General features: G+C 54.1%; 16 protein-coding genes and 4 pseudogenes. 10 read left to right on the top strand and 10 right to left on the bottom strand.

All coding sequences use genetic code 11. From position 1 onward, the window contains the following. Positions 1–64: 64 nt before the first annotated feature. The 3 genes from ACFQJB_RS14465 to ACFQJB_RS14455 all read left to right on the top strand — a co-directional run bounded on the left by ACFQJB_RS14465 (position 65) and on the right by ACFQJB_RS14455 (position 4,275). Positions 65–1,786, top strand: coding sequence for a hypothetical protein (locus tag ACFQJB_RS14465; protein ID WP_379728516.1), 1,722 nt, complete (start codon positions 65–67; stop codon positions 1,784–1,786). Then, positions 1,774–3,426, top strand: a complete 1,653-nt coding sequence (locus tag ACFQJB_RS14460) for an AAA domain-containing protein (protein ID WP_379728514.1) — start codon at positions 1,774–1,776, stop codon at positions 3,424–3,426. The genes ACFQJB_RS14465 and ACFQJB_RS14460 overlap by 13 nt, the downstream gene beginning before the upstream one ends. Before the next feature lie 204 nt (positions 3,427–3,630). Further along, positions 3,631–4,275 (top strand): hypothetical protein, encoded by a 645-nt coding sequence (locus ACFQJB_RS14455; RefSeq protein ID WP_379728512.1) that lies wholly within the window; start codon positions 3,631–3,633, stop codon positions 4,273–4,275. 303 nt (positions 4,276–4,578) lie between these two features. Here the strand turns inward: ACFQJB_RS14455 and ACFQJB_RS14450 are convergent, their stop codons facing one another. Together ACFQJB_RS14450 and ACFQJB_RS14445 are read right to left on the bottom strand one after the other, a co-directional pair. Beyond that, positions 4,579–4,914, bottom strand: a complete 336-nt coding sequence (locus ACFQJB_RS14450; RefSeq protein ID WP_379728510.1) for a hypothetical protein — start codon at positions 4,912–4,914, stop codon at positions 4,579–4,581. A 334-nt stretch (positions 4,915–5,248) separates the two neighbouring features. Then, positions 5,249–5,929: a rhomboid family intramembrane serine protease gene (locus tag ACFQJB_RS14445; protein WP_379728508.1), complete on the bottom strand. Its 681-nt coding sequence runs from the start codon at positions 5,927–5,929 to the stop codon at positions 5,249–5,251. Between the two features lie 383 nt (positions 5,930–6,312). Here ACFQJB_RS14445 and ACFQJB_RS14440 point away from each other — a divergent pair, with 383 nt between their 5' ends. The 4 genes and pseudogenes from ACFQJB_RS14440 to ACFQJB_RS14425 all read left to right on the top strand — a co-directional run bounded on the left by ACFQJB_RS14440 (position 6,313) and on the right by ACFQJB_RS14425 (position 9,078). Continuing rightward, a complete protein-coding gene (locus tag ACFQJB_RS14440; protein ID WP_379728506.1) occupies positions 6,313–6,978 on the top strand; it encodes a helix-turn-helix domain-containing protein in 666 nt (221 codons plus the stop codon). 306 nt (positions 6,979–7,284) lie between these two features. Next, positions 7,285–8,117: pseudogene (locus ACFQJB_RS14435) on the top strand (hypothetical protein). A gap of 2 nt (positions 8,118–8,119) precedes the next feature. After that, the gene (locus tag ACFQJB_RS14430; RefSeq protein WP_379728504.1) at positions 8,120–8,431 is read left to right on the top strand and encodes a hypothetical protein; all 312 of its coding nucleotides are present in this window, start codon (positions 8,120–8,122) and stop codon (positions 8,429–8,431) included. After that, the gene (locus ACFQJB_RS14425) at positions 8,431–9,078 is read left to right on the top strand and encodes a ribonuclease H-like domain-containing protein (RefSeq protein ID WP_379728502.1); all 648 of its coding nucleotides are present in this window, start codon (positions 8,431–8,433) and stop codon (positions 9,076–9,078) included. Before ACFQJB_RS14430 ends, ACFQJB_RS14425 begins: the two co-directional genes overlap by 1 nt. 211 nt (positions 9,079–9,289) lie before the next feature. On the opposite strand, the gene ACFQJB_RS14420 is transcribed toward ACFQJB_RS14425, so the two are convergent. Then, positions 9,290–9,796 (bottom strand): response regulator, encoded by a 507-nt coding sequence (locus ACFQJB_RS14420; RefSeq protein ID WP_379728500.1) that lies wholly within the window; start codon positions 9,794–9,796, stop codon positions 9,290–9,292. A gap of 201 nt (positions 9,797–9,997) precedes the next feature. On the opposite strand from ACFQJB_RS14420, the pseudogene ACFQJB_RS14415 reads away from it, so the two are divergent. Beyond that, positions 9,998–10,190: pseudogene (locus ACFQJB_RS14415) on the top strand (ABC transporter permease); the annotation flags it as partial. A 153-nt stretch (positions 10,191–10,343) separates the two neighbouring features. Next, positions 10,344–11,148, top strand: a pseudogene (locus ACFQJB_RS14410) (alpha/beta fold hydrolase). Between the two features lie 50 nt (positions 11,149–11,198). Here ACFQJB_RS14410 and ACFQJB_RS14405 read toward each other — a convergent pair. The 4 genes and pseudogenes from ACFQJB_RS14405 to ACFQJB_RS14390 all read right to left on the bottom strand — a co-directional run. Beyond that, positions 11,199–12,266, bottom strand: a complete 1,068-nt coding sequence (locus ACFQJB_RS14405; protein ID WP_379728498.1) for a threonine ammonia-lyase — start codon at positions 12,264–12,266, stop codon at positions 11,199–11,201. A 61-nt stretch (positions 12,267–12,327) separates the two neighbouring features. After that, positions 12,328–13,851 (bottom strand): amidohydrolase family protein, encoded by a 1,524-nt coding sequence (locus ACFQJB_RS14400; protein ID WP_379728496.1) that lies wholly within the window; start codon positions 13,849–13,851, stop codon positions 12,328–12,330. A gap of 125 nt (positions 13,852–13,976) precedes the next feature. Continuing rightward, positions 13,977–15,341: a cytochrome P450 gene (locus ACFQJB_RS14395; protein ID WP_379728494.1), complete on the bottom strand. Its 1,365-nt coding sequence runs from the start codon at positions 15,339–15,341 to the stop codon at positions 13,977–13,979. Continuing rightward, positions 15,338–16,648, bottom strand: a pseudogene (locus ACFQJB_RS14390) (cytochrome P450); the annotation flags it as partial. The pseudogene ACFQJB_RS14390 and the gene ACFQJB_RS14395, both read right to left, overlap by 4 nt. A 427-nt stretch (positions 16,649–17,075) precedes the next feature. Here ACFQJB_RS14390 and ACFQJB_RS14385 point away from each other — a divergent pair. Further along, a complete protein-coding gene (locus tag ACFQJB_RS14385) occupies positions 17,076–17,321 on the top strand; it encodes a hypothetical protein (RefSeq protein WP_379728492.1) in 246 nt (81 codons plus the stop codon). 151 nt (positions 17,322–17,472) lie between these two features. Here the strand turns inward: ACFQJB_RS14385 and ACFQJB_RS14380 are convergent, their stop codons facing one another. The 3 genes from ACFQJB_RS14380 to ACFQJB_RS14370 all read right to left on the bottom strand — a co-directional run. Next, on the bottom strand, positions 17,473–17,655 hold the full coding sequence (locus ACFQJB_RS14380; RefSeq protein WP_379728490.1) for a hypothetical protein: 183 nt from the start codon (positions 17,653–17,655) through the stop codon (positions 17,473–17,475). Positions 17,656–17,909: 254 nt separating this feature from the next. Next, positions 17,910–18,593: a helix-turn-helix domain-containing protein gene (locus tag ACFQJB_RS14375; protein WP_379728488.1), complete on the bottom strand. Its 684-nt coding sequence runs from the start codon at positions 18,591–18,593 to the stop codon at positions 17,910–17,912. Between the two features lie 1,008 nt (positions 18,594–19,601). Beyond that, a partial coding sequence (locus ACFQJB_RS14370; RefSeq protein WP_379728486.1) for a hypothetical protein occupies positions 19,602–19,796 on the bottom strand: 195 nt, incomplete at its 5' end.

Here is a 19,796-nt window from a genome sequence, read left to right as displayed (position 1 = left end):
CGGCGATAGAGGCTGTCGCATCTCGAATGGATATTCCAGTGGGTTCGGCCAGGACAACCCGCTGTTGCAATTCTACACCTACACAGCGGGTGAGTATGATGCGCTCAGAGAGGCGATAGAACGAGCGACTGACGCCGCTAGCGGCGACGCTGATAGCGATGCGGCTGATACCGATACGAGTACATACCCCGAACCGATGACCGGTGGACGAGTCGAATCCCCGGAGCAACTGATTCAGGCGTTTGCGGATACGCTTGAGGGCCAGCCGGGAACGGACACACCACGGGTTGCTCACATCAAGCCGGAGATCAAGCCACGGCTAGCAATACCGACCACGTCATACGGCTTGCTCCACGTCTACGACTTTCTCAATCCCCCGTCGGACGAATACAGCAAGCCGAAAACGCCCGATGGGTGGCAACACACGCCCGTAGACGCCGCTAGTGGCGAATCGGTCGATATTCGGTCGCTGTTCCGGCATCGACTGTTTAATACCGAGCGAGCATGGCGTCGGACGGACGATGGAATCAGTGTTGACCCAACCGATTATCCCAACAGTCAGGGCCTGAAAACCCGATATCGCTACGGTGCCGAGATACCACTGGGATATATTTGGGCGGCGATGGGCCGGATTGATGAGCAGTGGATCGATGACGTCGAGATGGATATTTCCGATGACGCCTACAACATTAAAACCGACATCAACAGCTATCTCTACTACGACCCTGTTGACCGCGAGCGAAAGATCAGCGAGACTGATGTGACCGCGCTTGGAAAGCATCTCGTCGACGCTATCGAACACGTCGAGCGGGCTGCCTTCTATCGAAGTGAGAAGATCACAGATCGGAATCCCGAGGTTGACCCGGCGACACTGTGGACGGATACTCGCGAGACGGCGACAATCGCCGAGGCATCACGCGACTATCTCGCCGTCGAGCATACCGCCCAACAGCAGGAACTATACGAGTTATACCGAAAGCTCCCCCGACAGCGAATCCTCTCCGGGGAGACGATCCCAGTCAAGATCAAGTCCATCGATACCAATACAGGCCGGAATGGCAGTATCGTTGTGTCGGGCGATATTCCGTATGGCCACCCCAATCTGTTCGGCGAGGAGAACGCTGAGGATGCCAAACTCGTCTGTAAAAAGAAGGGGAAAGAAGGCACCTCCGGCGGCGATTGGATGGTGGCTAACCGCTACTACCCGACAACGCATACCACCGAGGCGACCACGCCAGCAGAAATTGAGATGGGTGTCAAGGCGACGATTCGTTCAATTGACCTGAAAGCACAGGAGATCAGCGTGGAGCTACGCAATATGTTTTGGGATCCCGGCCGGTACGACTCTGAACACCGGGATTTCACACTTGACGGAGTTGAGGCTCGTGGTGACGGTTTTATGACGTTTATTGACACCGACGAGTGGCTAATTCTCGATCCCACCACGCAGAGCTTTTCGGCCGACCGTGCCGACAAGGCCCTCGAAACCGCCGATCAGAACGCGCTTCATACACTTCTTGAGGGGTTGCGGTGGGGAGAGGACGACGCTCTCAGCGATACTATGTTCGATGCCGACCAGCTGGATGCCTTCGCTGGCTGGATGCAGGACAACATCGATCCCGACACCTATCCGAACGACGAGCAGGCTGAATTTATCACCACCGCCGATCAGGTGGCGTTACTGCAAGGCCCGCCGGGAACAGGGAAAACGGACGGGACGCTGCCCCGACACTGTGTGCCCGGCTGTTCGCTGCCGGACAAGTCGGACAGAGCGTGTCCGGGCTGATCACCGCGCCGTCGAACACAGCCGTCGACGAGGTTTTAGAGAGTACCGCTGACCGACTCAACACGCTCTCTGAAAACGGCGTTCACGGACTCTCCGAGGAGACAGTCGATATCGTCCGGGTGACACACGAAACACCAGACAATCCCGTAGATGGTGTCGAATACATCCACTACTCCGATGGCGAGGGAGCCAAACGACTTCGAGAGTTGCGCGATCAGATGCAAAGGACCGACAACCGGGTTGTTCCTGCCTCCCAAGCTGACAAGACGCCGACAGCCGACGGTGGATCAACACAAAGCCAGTCCGGACAGGCGACAATCGATGTGTTCGACCAAGGAGAATCCACGGAGACTGACGTGACCGACGATGGGCCGCCCGCTAGCGAACAGTCACACACGCTCATTTTTGCGACGCCGACATCCAGCTGGGGAATGCTGAAGAAAGTATGTACGGCGAGTAGTCCCGACCCCGAAGATATCGCTAACTTCGATCTATGGGACCTAATCGTCGCTGACGAGGCTTCGATGCTCACACTGCCAAAACTCATTCTTGCCGGCACCGCGATGAAGCGGTCGGGACAACTCCTACTCGGCGGCGATCATCGGCAGCTGCCACCCGTTCAAAAACACGAGTGGGAAGATACCCACCGGAAGTCTATCGTCGAGGCCGCACCGCACCTATCGGCCCTCAACTACTTCCGCTTGCTCGGTGGCGATCTTGATGATGACCATGCCCATACGGACAGTGGCGAGGGTGACAGTGATACCGACGAAGAGAGGAGCAACGACTCGGTAGCGAACAGCGATACTGACGTTCTCGATGCCGATGAGCGCGACCGGCTTGCCACCAATATTGATCCCGACAACAATCCGATTCCGTTGATTCAGTTGGATACGACGTTCCGTTTCGGCCCGGAGACAGCGGATTTTATCGGAAACACAGTGTATGATAAGGACGGGATCGACTATTCGGCGACCGAGCATGACGACATCCCAGAGCTGCATAGGGCCGACACTGAGCCACTACAGGCAGTATTTGCCGACAATCCGATTACCGTCATCACCTACGATTCCGACCGCACGTTTCAGCAGGTAAACCCAATTGAGTCAACGATCTGTAATATCCTGTTGTTGAAACACAGCCACGAGGCGACCGCCGGTGTCGTGACACCCCATAACGCTCAACGAAGCCGCCTTCGATCCAATATTGCAACCATCCAGCAGCGTGTTGAGAACCCGCCAGTCGACCTCGATAACGGCACGCAGGTCGAGACTGTCAATCGGTTTCAGGGTGGGCAGAACGACATGATGATCGTGAGTGCAACCGCCTCTAATCCACAGTTTATCCGGTCGGAGAGCGATTTCCTATTGGAATTAAATCGAGCCAACGTCGCGTTCAGCCGTCATAAGTACAAACTGATCGTCGTCATGGCCGAATCCCTACTCTCCCACATCCCCGATGATCCCGACACCTACGATCAGTCGCTTCTGTGGAAAACGCTGTCTCGCGACGCCGGCGAAGCCCCGACAGTTGACGCCAACCCAGTGTGGAACGGAACGCTTAGCGAGTTTACCGAACCGGTGACGCCGCCGAATCAGGAACTAGCTGACAATACCGACGTGTCAATCTTTCACCTCTAACAGACAGATTGAGTTCTAGTGGGCCACAGAAGGACGTAATATACCAAAGCTCTCTGTGGGTTAGAATCCCACAGAGGTTGATCTGTAGTCTGAATTTAGCTGGAAATGCAGAATTGCTTATTCCTGAAGTATCGACCTTCGAAGCAGCTTCCATAACAAACATGCTATTATTCGACTGTCATTACGACAGAGAGGTCTGTGAAGATGGGTACACTTGTCATCGACATTGAAACCGCGAGTCCGTTCGAAGAGCCGCCGGAGAATTCAAACGATACCCAGTACTTCGAATTGTTCGCTGTCAGCCTCGCCTATGCTGACGAGGTGAATAACATGCCAGAAACCGAGGTATTGTTCCGACGCGGTAACTGGGACGAACAGTACACAATCGATCTATACGAACGGCTCTTCGATTGGTGTGACCAGCGGAATGTGGATCGGCTCCTCACATACAACGGCACTTGGTTCGACGGCAAGCACTTACTGAATTGGGCCCGCGATACCGATGAGAGTGGTAGCCGCAACTTCTCGGCACGCATAGAGACTTTGTTCGAAAACCACGTTGATGTCGCACTCGCGGCTGCCGACGAGTATGAATCCGGCTCTGGGACGATCAGCACATCCTCCCTGACTGGAAAGTCTACGACCTCACCGGGATCGAAAACGACAGCATCTGGTACGACGACTACGACTTCCCCGACACCTATCTCTCTGAGATCGAAGGGAAAGCTGTGCAAGGCAAGCACATCGGGCAGACTCTCGGCGAGAAATACGTGCAAAACGTCGAAGCAGGTATCGAACATACCGGCGTTCACCGCGAACTTACACAACTACTCAACGACTACTGTCTAAGCGATGTCGCAGATCTCATCGACCTATACACAGCACTGGGTGGCCCCCGTCTCGACGATACATACCGCCGTACTGCCGCCGACATCGGCTGATTTTGATAACACAACCGGGTTCGTCGAGTAGGAAGCGTAGCGTTTCTGTTTCCTGTAGAATCTCTCTGGAATCCATTGCCGTCAGATCTGTTGTAATTTTAGCTCCTCCGGCATAACTGGGCCTCGGTGCAGTAGATTTACTCTGTTCTGATGAAATCTCACATCACCCAGAATTTTGTCCAGAGCATCCAGAATTAGCTTATTTTGTCTGTTAAATCCTCAAAAAATGCTTTTTTAGGATATCATCTTCTTCATCTATTTTTTCACCATAGAATTCACCACTTCCAACTCCTATAATACCCACATTCCTACCATCATGGAAAATAAGTGCCTGGGTTGGTTGTACTGTGAGATTATCACCTTCCCCAGGGAAATCAGCTATCGACTTTGGCCCATCTAAGTCAGGATTTAGTACAACATGCCACTCCTTGTCCTCACCGAAACTAGATTGAAATCGCTCGGTGATAAGCCCGGTATCTGTCGAATCTTCTAGGTCAACATATTCTGTTAGCCGGACAAAAGAATTCACAGAGTCGGAGGCATCCATACTTCAGTAGTAACATTCGGGACATTTGTAATTTAATGCATAAGTCAGTGATATAAATCAGAAGGGTATCGTGAGCTGGCTGAGAGTTTGAATGTTGGTCTATTGCTGGATTTGCGCGATCTATTCAGCAGCTGGCGAATCAATCTAAACGCTAATTGAGGGATAGCCGAGTGACCGACAGAGAAGAGGTACGTAGCAACTGGTCGTCGTTTGATTTGCTCCATAAGCGATGAAAGAGCCGTTAGGTAAACGTGCGAATTAATTCACATGACCAACGAAAACTCCCGAATCATCTGAGGGAAGAGGAATCACATACACTTCCATCTGTTAGCCGTTAACGGCTAGTGTAAAGTAGTGCGACGGTTGCCCCGAGAATCATACCGGATAAATGGGCGATACCTGAAGCTCTTTGTGAAAACGACAGATATGGTGTGAAGTCGTTGAGTAGTTGTCCGATGAGGATAATGAGTGCAGCGAGAATAAGTCCAGGACGATGATCTGTTGGTGATGTAACTGTGGGAGGGCTCCCGTTGAGCGGTTCCAGCAGTGCGATGACCGCAAAGGTAACGATTGAGAATGTTGCCCCACTCGCTCCGACCATCCCGCCTGTGATGCCTTTGATGTTGTATTCAATTACCTGAAATAATGTGGTGATGAGTCCAACTGTGAACAGGAATGTGAGATACTGTTGTGTATTGAGGCGGCGTTCGACGATACTCCCGAAAAGTAAGAGTTGTCCAGCATTTGCGAGGAAATGGGTGATACTGACGTGTGAGAGCATCGCTAGAATCCACCCAGGAGACGGGTTTGCTGTTGCGATGAACCAGTAGGTGGTTGTTGACTCGTCGAAACCAAGCGGGACGTACCAGATGATGACGTACCAAATGAATAAGAACGCGAAGACAGTTCGTGTAATCTTGGTGTCGGCAAACCACGTGTTGATTTGATCTTGAACTTGTCGCAGGCTTTGCTTGGTACTGGTTTTTCTCATCCCTAATTGTGAGTAGTGTTGCATAGAAGACTTGTAACGATGGTTGTTTTACGATCTTACAGACAAATCAGGCAACGCTGATTCTCGGTGAACAGTGTGCTGTATTCGTACCCTCTATCTTCCACTCAATTTTCTCCTGCAGACTATCGCTTGCGCGCTCGATACAACGACACTCTGTGCGGCAGCGACCTTTGTGGGGTGTTTCTGCACCAGGTTCGCTTAGAGTCGCGTCCCGGCCCGTGCGTAGTCGTAGGTTTTGTGTTGGATTTCAGCTTTGCTCGTCTAACGGTAGGTAGACTCCGTAGTAATCGGGCATTGCTGAAGTTCTATGTATTACTATCTCTTTAGAGATAACTACGAACAAGAGTACGGCCGCGAACAAGGCACTACCTACAATGATCGAATTGATGGATGCTACAGCTGGAAAGATTGTCTTAGCAGTCAAACGTGGGGATTCTATCAACCACATCGCGAGTAAGATCGATGTCTCGTACTCGTGGGTATACGACTGGGTTGAGCGGTTAGAAAATGCAAATATTATCGCTAATACCGATAACGGACTTCAGATCATCGATCACGAGATGCGCCAGCAGTACGCCGAGATGATGGCTGCGTTGTACAGCCGCGACACCATCTCGCAGGACGACGCGTACGTCATTCCACACTTCGCTGGGATGGAGTTTGCGTTTACAGAGATAGATGCTGCGTATGTCTGGACACAGGGCGGCTACCAAATCGCGCGGAGCCACGACGACTATCCGGTGTTTATCGAAGTCCACGACCGTGACATCGAACGGTGGATGGCGTTCTTCCAGCAGTTTGGTGTCGAGACGACACTCAACGAGCGTCCAGACGCCAACGAGGTCACTGGGAATGTTCACTACGTATTGTTCCCGAAGACAACCAGTATCGAAACCGAGTGGGTCGACGGTAACCCTGTCATCCCGTTAGAGGATGCAATCGACCAGATGATGGAGAATCACCCAGCATACGAGCCCGCCTTGGAGATCATCGCCGACAAGTACGACAGAGATATCGATGCGTCACACCACGATCCGCCGAGCCCAGATTAACCAACAAACCGCTCGTGAATTTCATTTTGTTGGTTAAGCCATCAGCGTAGGTTGCGACTTGTTCTGGAAACGTTCTCGGAAATAGTCGCTCATTTACAGAATCTCTACCATAGGAGGCAGTTTACATCCGTCTCGTCCCCTTCCCTGAAGCACGGAAACATCACGCCGCGAGTTATCGGGGACAGTGATAACTAGTCGAGTATGCCACCCCATTCAACCTCGAACCGATTGGCGGTCGACCAGCCGACCCGCGACGCCGACCGTAATCAGGCCTTCGCTGACCAAGCCGATCCGGCTACTGACGAGATGCTGTTGCCGCAGCTCGACGACGGCATCACGCTGCTCGATGTCGAGGAAGCCGTGGCGTCCCGATCCTGCAGTCGCTCGTCCTCGATCATCTCCTCCTGCACGATGGGCCTGCCTTTTGGGTCGACGCAAACGGTCACGCAACAACGACTACACTCGCCCAGATCGTCCCCAGCCAACGGTTGCTCAACCGAATCCATGTCGCACGCGGGTTCACCGCCTACCAGCACTACAGTACCGTCTGTGATCTCCCAACGGCGGTGAACAAGACTATCCAGGCATCGACCGCCAGTCCCGGCGCAAAGAGTCGACACCCACCAAATCGTAGCAAGGACACCTCTCCCCACACACCTGCCCTCGTCGTCGTGCCGGCCGTCGACTCCCAGTACCGCACCGACAATACGCTCGGTGAAACGGACGCGGAAACGCTTCAGGCCCGAACGCTGGCACGGCTGTCGAGCTACGCCGATGGGTACGACATACCCGTGCTCGTTACGCGAAACGAACGAAACGAATTCACTGAAGCAGTTGCGACGGCCGCCGATTACCACCTGGAGTGCGAACAGACTCGGATGGGACCACGGATCGTCGGCGAGGACTTCGAGACGCTCGTCTATCCCGTTGGCGACGGCGCGTACTACCAGACGACGTTCGCGTATTGGCGGCAGCTGCTCGCAGCGCGTGCCACACAGGTCGGTGTGGAACCGACGACGACGGCGGCGTCGACTGCCAAGGGCGTCGGGACAGGCGTCACAGCCACCGGTGAGACAGTGGCGGCCACCGCAGACCCGCTACTCGATGCGTGGACGGCCACCGGTGGAGGGGGACGATAGCAATGGGACGTACGAATCCGACATACAGAGACGCGCTGCGGGCCATCGAAGAGCGGTGGGCAGCGTTCCGCCGGGCACTCCGTCGGCGGGATCAACCACGATTCGACCGGCTCTTCGAGTACGCACGGGAGCACGCTGATGCAAGCGGGCTGTTGAACCACCAGAATCCACTCCTGCCGGCACTGTTCAGCATCGATCTCGAACAGGAGGCCCGAATCGATGACCACGAACAGCGGCTAGAAGAAATAGAGCAGGCATTAGAACACGAGGAACTGCTAGAATCTGGAGATGAAACACAGGAGTGCGATAAGTGATGACACACTTAAAGACAGTCGCCTTCGACATCGAGACAACCGGGTTCCACACGACCGATCAAGTAACCGTCATCGGATTTGATGCCGACATCAGCTCACGAGTCTTTCTGAACGCCGGCGACCGTGAAACGCCGAGTTCTCTTGCCGAACGGCTGGACGAAGAAATGAATCCGGCCGTCGTGCTCTCGACACATGAGAGCGAGGCAGCACTCCTAGAAGCAATGACTGACTTCGTGGAATCGAACCTCACCACCCAAGAGATCAAGCTGGTCGCCTACAACGGCGAAACGTGGAAGGGTGGCTTCGATCTCCCATTCGTCCGGACACGGCTCAATACTCACGATATGGAATGGCCCTTCATCGGATTGCCGTACATCGATCTCATGGACGTTTTCGAAGCCCGGTTCAATACAACTGAAACGTCGCTTACAGCGGTGTACGAGGAATTACTCGGAGACGATCTAGGTAAACTGGATCCGTTCGATGACAGCGGCGAGGCCGTTGATGCGTGGGAACGTGGAGATTTCGAACCGATTGTACGTCACAATGTGGCGGATATTCGACGGACACGAGCCCTGATGGAGGTGGCTGAAAGATACTGCTCGAAGTCGGATTTCTCGATGAAATCACTCGATCCCGTCGCGTGATAGTGCAACAGTCCCGTGAAGTATGTCGGGATAGATATAATTTTAGAAGATAGTGCAAGATGTAGAGTTTCTATGTAGCAGTCGGTAATGCTTAGTGTCAAATCGTTGTAGACCCTACAGCGCGCCTCGTTTAATGGTTGGATTACTCAAATAATTCAATCAAACAGAACTATGCCGGAGCCTGATTGGCAACATCGTTTTGAAATAACTGTTAGGACAACTGATATAGTTCAACAAGCAGTGAGATCCGATTTGCTAGCATACGAAAACCTGATGGGTCAGATGATTTCTGGAGAAACGAATCAATGCCCGCCTCAAGAGCTTCCGAAGCGATCGTATCGCTGTCCTTACTGGTAAATAATATGAATGGAACCTCTGTGCTGTGGGATGCGACCTGCTCGTAGAATTCCAAACCGTCCATTGTGCCCATCTGGTAATCGCTGACGATACAGTCAACCTCGTTGGCCTTCAGATATGCTACCGCAGCTTGTGGATCTGACCGAGTGATAAGCGTAACATCGTCAAGTTCCTTAGCGAGATATTCGCTGGTAAGTTCAAGGAAAGCACTCTGATCATCGACATGAAGAACGGTTGTACCATTACAGGAGGATTCACCTCGTTGTGTATTTTTTTGTCTCAGTTGGGGGAATCCATAGTTCTCCCTACACCCCGTAATTGATATATCCGTTTTGTATGGTAAAACCGCCATCTTAATCATATCAATACCACCGATGGGTCGACAAAGGCTTCCATAAATTGGTAGTGATATTCGATTGGCTCCTCAGTTTCTCTGTGAGCTTGTGGGTTTGTCTATCCAGCCCGAGATCTGTATCGTATAATTTGCTGTATTTGCACTGTCTATTCAGCAGTTAACGAATTAATTTATACAATAGTTGATAGATAGTCGAGTGACCGATACACCTACGGCGTAGACGGTATCCGCGCTCTTCATGCGCGGACAGGACGTGCTGTCGGTCTTTGAGGTTACGGCGTTTACTGGACTCTGGAACACCGTCGTCCCTGCCGTTGCTGTGCTTCTGGGGTTCAACGTCGTTCTTGGCGGCAGTGCCGTGGCACTCCTCAAGCGAGCTTCGAAGTCTGAAGTTCAATAGAGAGTTCTCTCTCTGTTTTCGCTACCGGTTGGACGCATATTCGGAATTAATAGTGGCCGAGTGCCAACACCGACAGTAGCTGGTTCACACTTAAACGGCCGAATAGCTGAGAGACAGGGTTTCACCCGCCCTGAACCAATCACAATCTGCACTATGCAGACAGTCGCTTCAGCAGACGGAACCAGTATCGCTTTCGAACGTCACGGAGCAGGCCCGCCACTGATACTACTTCACGGTGGCTCCGCTCCGCAGTATTGGAAGCCAATCGTACCACGACTTGCTGACGATTACACTGTAATTATCCCGCACCGACGTGGCGTTGGGGAAAGCGGTGACACCGAGGAGTACACCCTCGACCGTGGCGTCGAAGATATGCGTGCGGTTATCGATGCAGTGGAGGGCACTCCGGTGCTGTTTGGCCACTCCTTTGGCGGTCTCTTAGCACTCGAAACGGCTCGGACTGCATCGGTCGAGAAACTCGTTGCGTACGAACCGGCGGTTCTCGTCGGCGAATACAGGGAGAAGGCCGATCTCGCTGGACAGATGCAGGCACGAATCGATGACGGCGACCGTCGACAGGCCATGAAATTCTACATCCGCGAGGTCATGCACGGTGGCGACATCGATGATCTCGACGGTTGGCTGCCGAGTGGCCACCTTGGCCCGACATCGTAGCGTTGACCGAAAACGTCGCACGAATCAATCGCGCTATCGAGCAGTACCAACTCCCCGATTCCATAGACATCGATGCACCGACACTTCTACTGACTGGGACTGAGGACCGCCTCACCTGAAAGACGGTGTTCGTGCGGTGGACGATGTTCTCTCGGATAGTCAACTCGTGGAATTCGATGGAATTGGTCATGGTGGCCCGACGGAAGCACCTGATCGTGTCATTTCAGAGGTTCGGACGTTCATTGAGGAGACTGAGGCACCTACTCCTGCGGGAGCGGACTAATCTCAAACCACTCCAACAGGTTCGGAATAGCCACACAGATCCGGTCTCGTTCAGGCGGTTTTAGAAACTAACGTCTCAAGTTTCTCAAGGTCGATATTCCGACCTGAAATCGGGAAAACGACGGTAGCACCCGAAAGTTCGTCCCCTCGCTGTCGCATGGCAGCGAGACTCGCTGCACACGCACCTTCCATCGGGATCCGTTCACCTCTGTAGAGATCACCAACACCCTGTTTGAGGGCATCTTCACTCACAAGCTGGAAGTCATCAAGCCGATCACGAAGCAGCCGCGTTGTGAGCGCGAACGGCACTCGTGTGGCTATACCCTCGGCAAAGGTTTCCATTCGGTCGTGTGGTTCAAGATGATCGTTCGCCCAAGCCCGATACATCGCCGGTGCAGCCTCGGACTGAGCACCGATTACAGTGGCCTCGGTCAGTGCCCCGACCGTGAGGCAATAACCCGACGCACTGGAGCCACCGCCAACCGGACAAAACAGATAATCAATATCAGGCAGTTCTTCGACGATCTCCAGACCTGCTGTCCCCACGCCAGCGACGAGTGCAGGCTCGTTTGCCGAATGCACGTATCGATAGCCCTTCTCGGAGGCTAACGTTTCCGCCTGGACGCGAGCTTCATCGAAGTCGCCGCCGTCGAACAGCACCGTCGCACCGAGACGCTCCATCGCTGCTACCTTGGCCTGATTCGCATCCTCTGGAACCACGATTGTCACTGGGATATCGAACTGGCGTCCGGCGTAAGCAATGGATTGTCCGTGATTACCTGTGCTGGCAGCGATCACACCTGGGTCGTGAAACTTGGAATCAAGTGTAGAAAGCAAGTTCACGCCACCACGAACTTTGAACGCACCGGTCGGTAGCGTATCTTCTCGTTTGAGATATACCTCAGCGTCAAATTCGGCAGATAACGCTTCACTCCGAACCAATGGCGTTTTCGGGAGATGCCGACTGACGCGGTTGCGGGCACGCCAGATGTCAGTGGTCGTCGGCGGGCTCAGCTCATGGTACGGAAACACAGTCGTTTCGTCCGGTGATTCAACTGGATCCTTTGACATGGTTACATAAATTATAGCGTGTAATAGAGGCGCGTCTGTAACGCTCATTCGTGACTGGATGTATTTGAGGATGGTGGTGGACCTCATGATCCATCCGCTGTTTTACTCATTACGGTGAGAGTCGCAGTGTGTCCTTGATGGACTGCAACGCGTATCTAGCGGCCATGCGCGTTGGGCCACGCTTGGGCGCATTCCGGACGACCGACCATGTGCTCGGTGTTTCGGTTCCATCATGATCGAACGACCATTCTGTGTCGGCCTCGAACCGCTCCATCGCCGCCTCAACCCGGGCGAGGACGGCGTCTGAATCCATCGTCAGTACGTCCCCGTCACGCATCAGCAGCTCGCCGTCAACGATCACCGTCTCTACATCGGCCCGGGTCGCCTGGTTAGCCACGTGGGCGTAGATGTTGTTGATCGGCGCGAACTTCGGAGAGGAAAAGTCCAACACCAGCAGGTCTGCCCGCTTGCCCGCTTCAATGCTGCCGATCTCGTCGCCTATATTCAGCGCACGTGCTCCCTCGATGGTGAGCATGCGGACAAGCTCCCGGGACGTAAACTGTCCGTGCCCCCATTGGAGGTTTGCCGCAAGTCGAGCCTGTCGGGCCTCTCCGAGCAGATCGTATGAATCGTGCCAGTAGTGGTCGTCAATGCCCAGTCCGACATCAACGCCTGCATCTAGCAGGTCGGGGACGGGCGTCCACTGCATACCTGCATCGGGGTTCCAGTAGCTAAAAATCGACGCGCAGTGTGCGACGCCGGCATCCGCGTTCGCCGTCCGCTGGATGTCCTGTTCGTCTGCCACCCGGAAGTGAGCCGCAAGCAGCCGGTCGTTGAGGAGTCCAGTATCTTCCAGCAGATCCAGCGAGTCGGTCGCACCGTTAGACCGGGCAATCGTATTGCTCATCTCCAGTTCGAGCAAGTGCGTGTGGACGAGTACGTCGGGGTACTCGGCGGCCACCGACGCAGTCCGCTCCCAGAGTTCACGGGTACACGACCAGTCGTCGTGGGGACAGATCGTCGCCTGTATCCGCCCGTCATAGGAACCGTGGTACGCTTCGACGAACTCCCGGGTACGGGCAAACTGCTCGTCGACCGGGATGTCCCAGAACAGGTCTGAGATCACCGAGCCGAAGAATCCCCGCAGGCCAGCCTCACCGAAGACATCCGCACCGAGACTCGGACGAGTGTCCATCGAATTCACCGTCGTGACCCCGCTGGTGAGAAAATTCAGTGCCGCGAGTTTGTATCCGGCCTTGCAGAGATAGTCAAACTCACCGTCGAAGAACCGGGTATAGAGAGGCGTATTGTACCCCCACAGTTCGAACTCACCCAGTTCGCTGGCACCAGCAATCGTCGGGGTGAGTTCGAGATGTGTGTGGGTGTTGACCAACCCCGGCATAACCAGTTTTCCCGAGCCATCGATGACCACGTCCGCCTCCATATCGGCGTCGCTATGGTTCGATTCCCGCACCGCCACGATCTGTCCATCCCTGATGCAAACCGTTCCCTGCTCGTACAGTTCCTTTTCGTCGTCGACTGTCAGCACGAGTGCATCGTGGATCACGATGTCTGCGTCGCCTGCTGAGCTGACGGCACCACCGGACGACTCCTGAGCTGTTGGTGCTGTCATATGTTGATGTAGGGACTTAGAAGTATAGCTAATGGAGGTGTTTCAGGATCTGAAACGTGATGAGCTTGAACACACGAAGTTATGCCCTGCTATAGATGTTATTCGGAGACCTCAGTTCTGTGGGTTTAGGGGTGACTCTCGCCGTTCGAACCGTACCTCAAGCGCCTCGGCGGGGAGACCGTTGACCCGATATCAATGTCGACGGTCTCATACTCGTGATCGATGTGACAGTGACGGACGATTGTTGCGAGCGCAAGTTTGAGTTCCATCTGTGCGAACCGCATACCGATACAGTGTCGAGGGCCGCCACCGAACGGGAAGTACGCATACTCCGGCCGGTCACCCGGTGGCTCCGAGATGTCGTCCCACCGTGATGGATCAAAGACTAGTGGATCATCCCACCAGCGGTCGTCTGTATGGACGTAAAACTGCGGCAGGACAAGGTATGTATCCGCTGGCAACTGATAATCGCCGAGTAGGACATCGGTGTCCGTCTCTCGAAAGATGGCCGCTGCCGGGGGATACCGACGCAGCGTCTCTTGAATCACCTGCTCGGTATATTCCAACGCCGGTAGATCCAAAACCTCCGCATGTGAACCGTCGACAACATCGTCGACTTCATTTCTGAGTCTGCCAGCCACCTCCGGCTTCCGACCAAGTTCGTATAACGCCCACGTCAGCGCAGTCGCACTGGTTTCATGCCCGGCGAACAGGAACGTCACGAGTTGACTCCGAATCTCACGCTCTGTAGGGCCTTCATCATCGCTATCCATTGCCGCGACGAGCAGCGATAAGAGGTCCTCTCCACCCGCTCCGTCGGGTTGGTCTGAGAGAAGTTCGTCGATGACGGTCTCAAGCTCGGCGATCCCCTGTTTGTACCGACGGTTTCTCGGGGTCGGGAGCCACTCGGGAATATCGACGGAGACTGGGCTTTCACTACTCCGCTCACGGATCGCCTCAGCCCCTGCGCGTATCGCCTGTCGGTGCTTCTCGGCTTCGATGCCAAACAATGTTTTCCCGAGTACTCGGAGCGTATACGTGGAGGTTACCTCTGTCAGATCAACTGGGCCATCGGAGGCTGCCCACTCCTCTGCGGACGCAGCTGCGTACGTTCCCATTGTCTCAGCGTATGTCTCGATGCGATCCTGATAGAACAGTGGCTGCAGGCGTTTCCGTTGCTGCTGCCACTGCTCGCCATCACTCAATAACAACCCCTCGGAGAGAATATCGACGCCCCCGGCGTCGGCTGGCTTCCGGTACTTGTCGAACGCTTCGACCAAGACCTCCTTGATATTTCTCGGATGCAGTACGGCGGCCATGTCCGTACTCCCCATCGAGAACCGAACGATATCGCCGTAGGTTGCCAGATCCTCGTAGAACGCATAGGGGTCACGAGCAAACGAGACTGCGCTTCCGACCAGTGGAACGCCTGACCGTTTCGGAGGGAGGTTCCCCTGCTGGTCTGTGTCTTTGTCTCCATTGTCCGTCATTTGTGAATCACCATCCTAACATCGTCAGCAGGCTGTAATGTCAATTCCATGTTTATCTCGGGATCGGCTGAACTCACGAGTTCGAAGTCCACGTTTCGGGCGAGAATCGGGATGATATGTTTCAGTTCCATCATCGCAAAGTGCATCCCGATACACTGGTGGGGGCCGCCGCCAAAGGGGAAGTACGCAAACTCCGGTCGCTGGTCACTCCGGTCGTCGGCAAACCGCTTCGGACGGAATTCATTTGGAGCCTCAAACCACCGCTCGTCAGTGTGGACAGTGAACTGTGGGAGGAGCAGTTTCGTCCCTTCAGGGATTCGATACCCGCCGAGTCGTGTTTCCTCGGTCGCTTCGCGGAATAGCATTGCCGCGGGCGGATACAGCCGCATCGATTCCTTGGCTACCTGTTCCGTGACGGAGAGGTTAGAGAGATCCGCAGCCGACGGCGGGCCGTCCAAGACGGTCGTAACCTCCGTCTGTAATCGGTTGCGTTCTTCGGGGTTGGTTGCTAAGAGGAGCCACGTGAACGTCAGTGCCATCGCCGTCGTCTCGTGACCGGCGATCAGGAACGTGATCAGGTGATCGTGAATCTCCTCATCGCTCATCGAATACTCGTGATCGTCCTCCTTTTCGAGCATCATCGTCAGGAGGTCGTCGTACTGGCTTGGATTGTCGCGGCGTTCTTCGATGAGTGTGTCGACGGTCGCATCGAAAGCCTCCATCGCCTGCGTGTAGCGGCGGTTCCTGTGTGTCGGCACCCACGACGGGAGGAGCATCTCAACGGCCCCGAGACCACTCATATCAGCCATCGCTTGCAGTTCGTCGGCAGCGTCAGTGATCACCTGCCGGTGCTCCCCGAGATTGAAATCAAACAGCGAGTTCGTTAGAATCGACAGAGTCAGCCAGGAAAATTCCTCGTTGATTGCGACTTCCTCGCCGTCGTCCCACTCTGTGACCAGCTGTTCTGTCGCCTCAACCATCGCCGAGCTAAATCCTTCCAGCCGATCCAATCCGAACATCGGCTGGAGAAAGTGTCGCTGTTGTTTCCACTCCTCCCCACGGGTGAAGGTGAGTCCTCGGGGTGCGATTTCATAATCGAGGAGCTCTTTCAGTTCATCGAAGTTCCATCGCTCATAAGTACCTTGTCCCAACAATACGTCACCGATGTAGTCAGGATGAAACACAGCGACAGCATCGATACGCGGGAACTCACAGTGGACGAGGTCGCCGTAGCCTGCAAGCTCGTCGAAAAACCCCATCGGCTGCTTGAGATATTGATGTGTATTTCCTACCACTGGGAAGCCATCGGGTCCGGTGGGAGTTCGTCATCGCCACGCTCCGGAGCTGAACCCATGGTATCACCTGTCATACGATTGTGAATGACCAATATTAGAGATTTCCACAACGGAAATCGTGTTACAGAGCAGCGCGTCAAGTGCCCCGAAGTGTGAGCCTGTGATCATATATCGACGAGTTTGTGACCACGATTAATAGAGTGGTACTGACCGTTTCAGGAGCTGAAATGTTGCCTGTACGTGTTTTTATGCTACTTCCGAAGGTACACCCGATGAAGCGTCCAGCATCCAACGATACCTCAGGGCTGGCATCGGTCATTCCCCTCTCGGTGGGGGTACCAGCGATAACTCCCGTCGGATCCTCGCTGGCGGCGGATATGGAATCGCTCTGGTAAGTGCGCTATGTAGCGTTATCGCTCATGGAATACTCCCGGAACAGATGCGAATCCATTGGACACTCGGGATCGGGCCGTACTACGGGCCGGAATTTGCCTCAACAGTACTCATGCTCACGGTGTTCCCGGTAGGGATCGCCGTGGCGGCAAGTCTCACATGTGTGGTAGATGCGAGGCTGCGAGATGCGCCGGCTTTTGCTGGTCTTCGGGCGGTCTACATCATCACCGTGCTAAGTACGCTCGGCATCCTGCTTGGAGTCCATATCACGCTCATCCTCGGCAACCTGTAACACAGCTTCAGACTCAAAATCTCATTTTCACCATCAAGGGTGCTTTAGTCATCGCTTGGCAACTGTTCTTCAGATGTCTTCCTCACCGCTATTCATTGAGCATTCAACGGGCACCCTCGATACAGACAAAATCATAACGGAGTCGATCCCACTAACCAAGCTTATCGGCCTCGTAGGGGTGGTCGCGCTGATTCCGTTTGCGGTTGCCTCGACCTTCCGTGTTTTCGAGGGTATATTTATTCTGCTCACGCAGTTCATTCTCGCTGTCGGATCCGGTATCGTTTTGTTGTATATTATCACCCGAGCTATCCAACTCGCTGAGGTGTGATTCCATGCGAAAAGTCGGACTCTGGGTCAATGTAATTGGAGTCACGATCAGCTTCATCGGAACCGTGCAACTCCTACTCCATGTGACAAGTAAATATCATTCCGCTATCCAAGATATTGGCTCAATAGCGGTGGGCTACCTCGGAATCATTTTATTCGGGGTGTCGATATCGGTCACCGGCGGCGCACTCGTGGTGGGAGCCAAAGGATGAATATGCGTCAATTGAATAATTACCAGGGAAATTCGAAGCACATGGTGGTTCACTCTGGGAGCGGCGGCCACGTTGTCGCCACTGTTTCTTCGATAAGTCTCGTCTGAGCACGCCGTAATCGTTCGGAAACCGATGAGGCAGAAATATCTAACTCAGCCGCGACTTCTTGCAGCGAGGCTCGACGAGGGATATCGAAATAGCCCATCTCGTAGGCTGTCCTGAGTGCCTCCTGCTGATGGTTGGTCAGTCCATCACCAGGCGGTTCGGACTCGCCGTCACGAGTGAGACGAGACAGTTGAAAATCGGCGTTCTGTTGCCAGAACGAAGAGAATTCGCTGAATGCGTCTCGGGTGGCAAACCAACCCGTTTGTCGCCAGCCGTCCGGTAATACCTCGATCCGTTCGATAATCGCGTCTGCAGCAAGCGACTCAAGACCCGCCAGATCATCTATATGATCGCCGAGTTGTTTCTCGAAACTAAGTGCCGGAACCACCTGATACCGACGCGTGTCACCTGCCTGTCCAATAAGCGTCCACTCAGCGACGTCGTAGGCGTCAGTTAGCGCGTTCGCTACCAGTTTGTGCGACCCGTCTGTTACGGTCACGAGAAAAAGCGGTCGTTCTCCATGGTTGAATTGCAGTTCGAGGAGTATCGTTGCCTCGGGTACTGTTGCTGCGACCTCGACGAGCGGGAGCGCGTCGCAGTTGATCTCGAATTCAGCGACGACCCTCATATTTCGATGGTAGCAGTCGATACTATTGGTAGCGTCGAAAGAGTTGGGTAATACGAATCGATTCACGGTGACTACACCGACAGGAATCCAAGGGTTGAGAGCTGCCAGCAGAACGCGAGGCCCAGGAGAGACAGCACCATCTGGTGGATGCGTGCAGGCAGTGACAAGTATCGGTACCGCCATGCCAGCAGGGCACCGGCAGTCTTCCCGAGCGTCAAGACCGCGATGAGATACGGGGAGTGAGTGTGATTTGCATCGGTAGCGGTCGTGTGAAGATCGTGAGATCGCCGCTGGACTCCAAGATCAAATAATGGTACTGTCGAAAGATCCCTCGCAATCAGTGGTTGTATGCTCAACAACGGCCGAGAGTACCGTATACGACGGCTGGCACGGATTTATCACCAACTGTAGCGAAGGTGATATCCAGTCCAATGGTGATGCATGACTGGTCACCAGCGTCTTCAGTCAAATCCACGTGGATGGGTGGGTCATCGTCGGATTCTGAAATATGTGCATACAGTTCATATGCTCCTGCTTCACTCGGTAGATCTTCCGGATTAGCGAACGGATTTGCCCTGCTGGAACTGACACTGATTGCCAGTACGCAACATCTCCGTCTTCTACCAACAACACGCTTACCTCAATTTCACGATCGATACGGTTTCGAATCGTTATCCCCGAGACCGTCACTGTTGAAGCAGGTTGATTCCCAAACCCCACACAGCCACTGAACGCGCTGGTGATCGCAGTGCCACTGAGTTTAATCATTGACCGGCGATCCATATTCAGGTTTACCAGATGGGCTTGTTACGGATTCCGATACCGGACAGAGCCGAAGCAGCTCTTAGCAGAGTACTCGCGGTGTTCACGAAACACTTCCTCACAGCCGTCTCAACGAAACGATGGTGGCAGTCACAGCGGGGTGGTAAAGCCTCCAAAACAAAGCGAGATACCTCAACTAGGAAAAATAATAGGAGCGGTGACAGTGGGTAGTTCGGACAGCCAGTTCTACTTGTCACCCTCCGATGTGTCCATGGTCACGATGAACGTTTCACCAGCCTGTGAGCCGGCTGTGCTCGCATTGATGTGGAACTCTGTCGACTGTTCAGCAGTGTAGGGTGAACCGGTCTCCGCAGTATTCTGAGTGTTCTGGTTCAGTTCGTAGTCGGTTCCGTTTACCGATACATCGCCCTCGCCACTGGC

The organism is Halonotius sp. GCM10025705 (genome assembly GCF_042662885.1).
In the GTDB taxonomy this organism is placed as follows: domain Archaea; phylum Halobacteriota; class Halobacteria; order Halobacteriales; family Haloferacaceae; genus Halonotius; species Halonotius aquaticus.
Note: the sequence above shows the minus strand (reverse complement) of the source record. Positions and strands in the feature narration are given on the sequence as shown.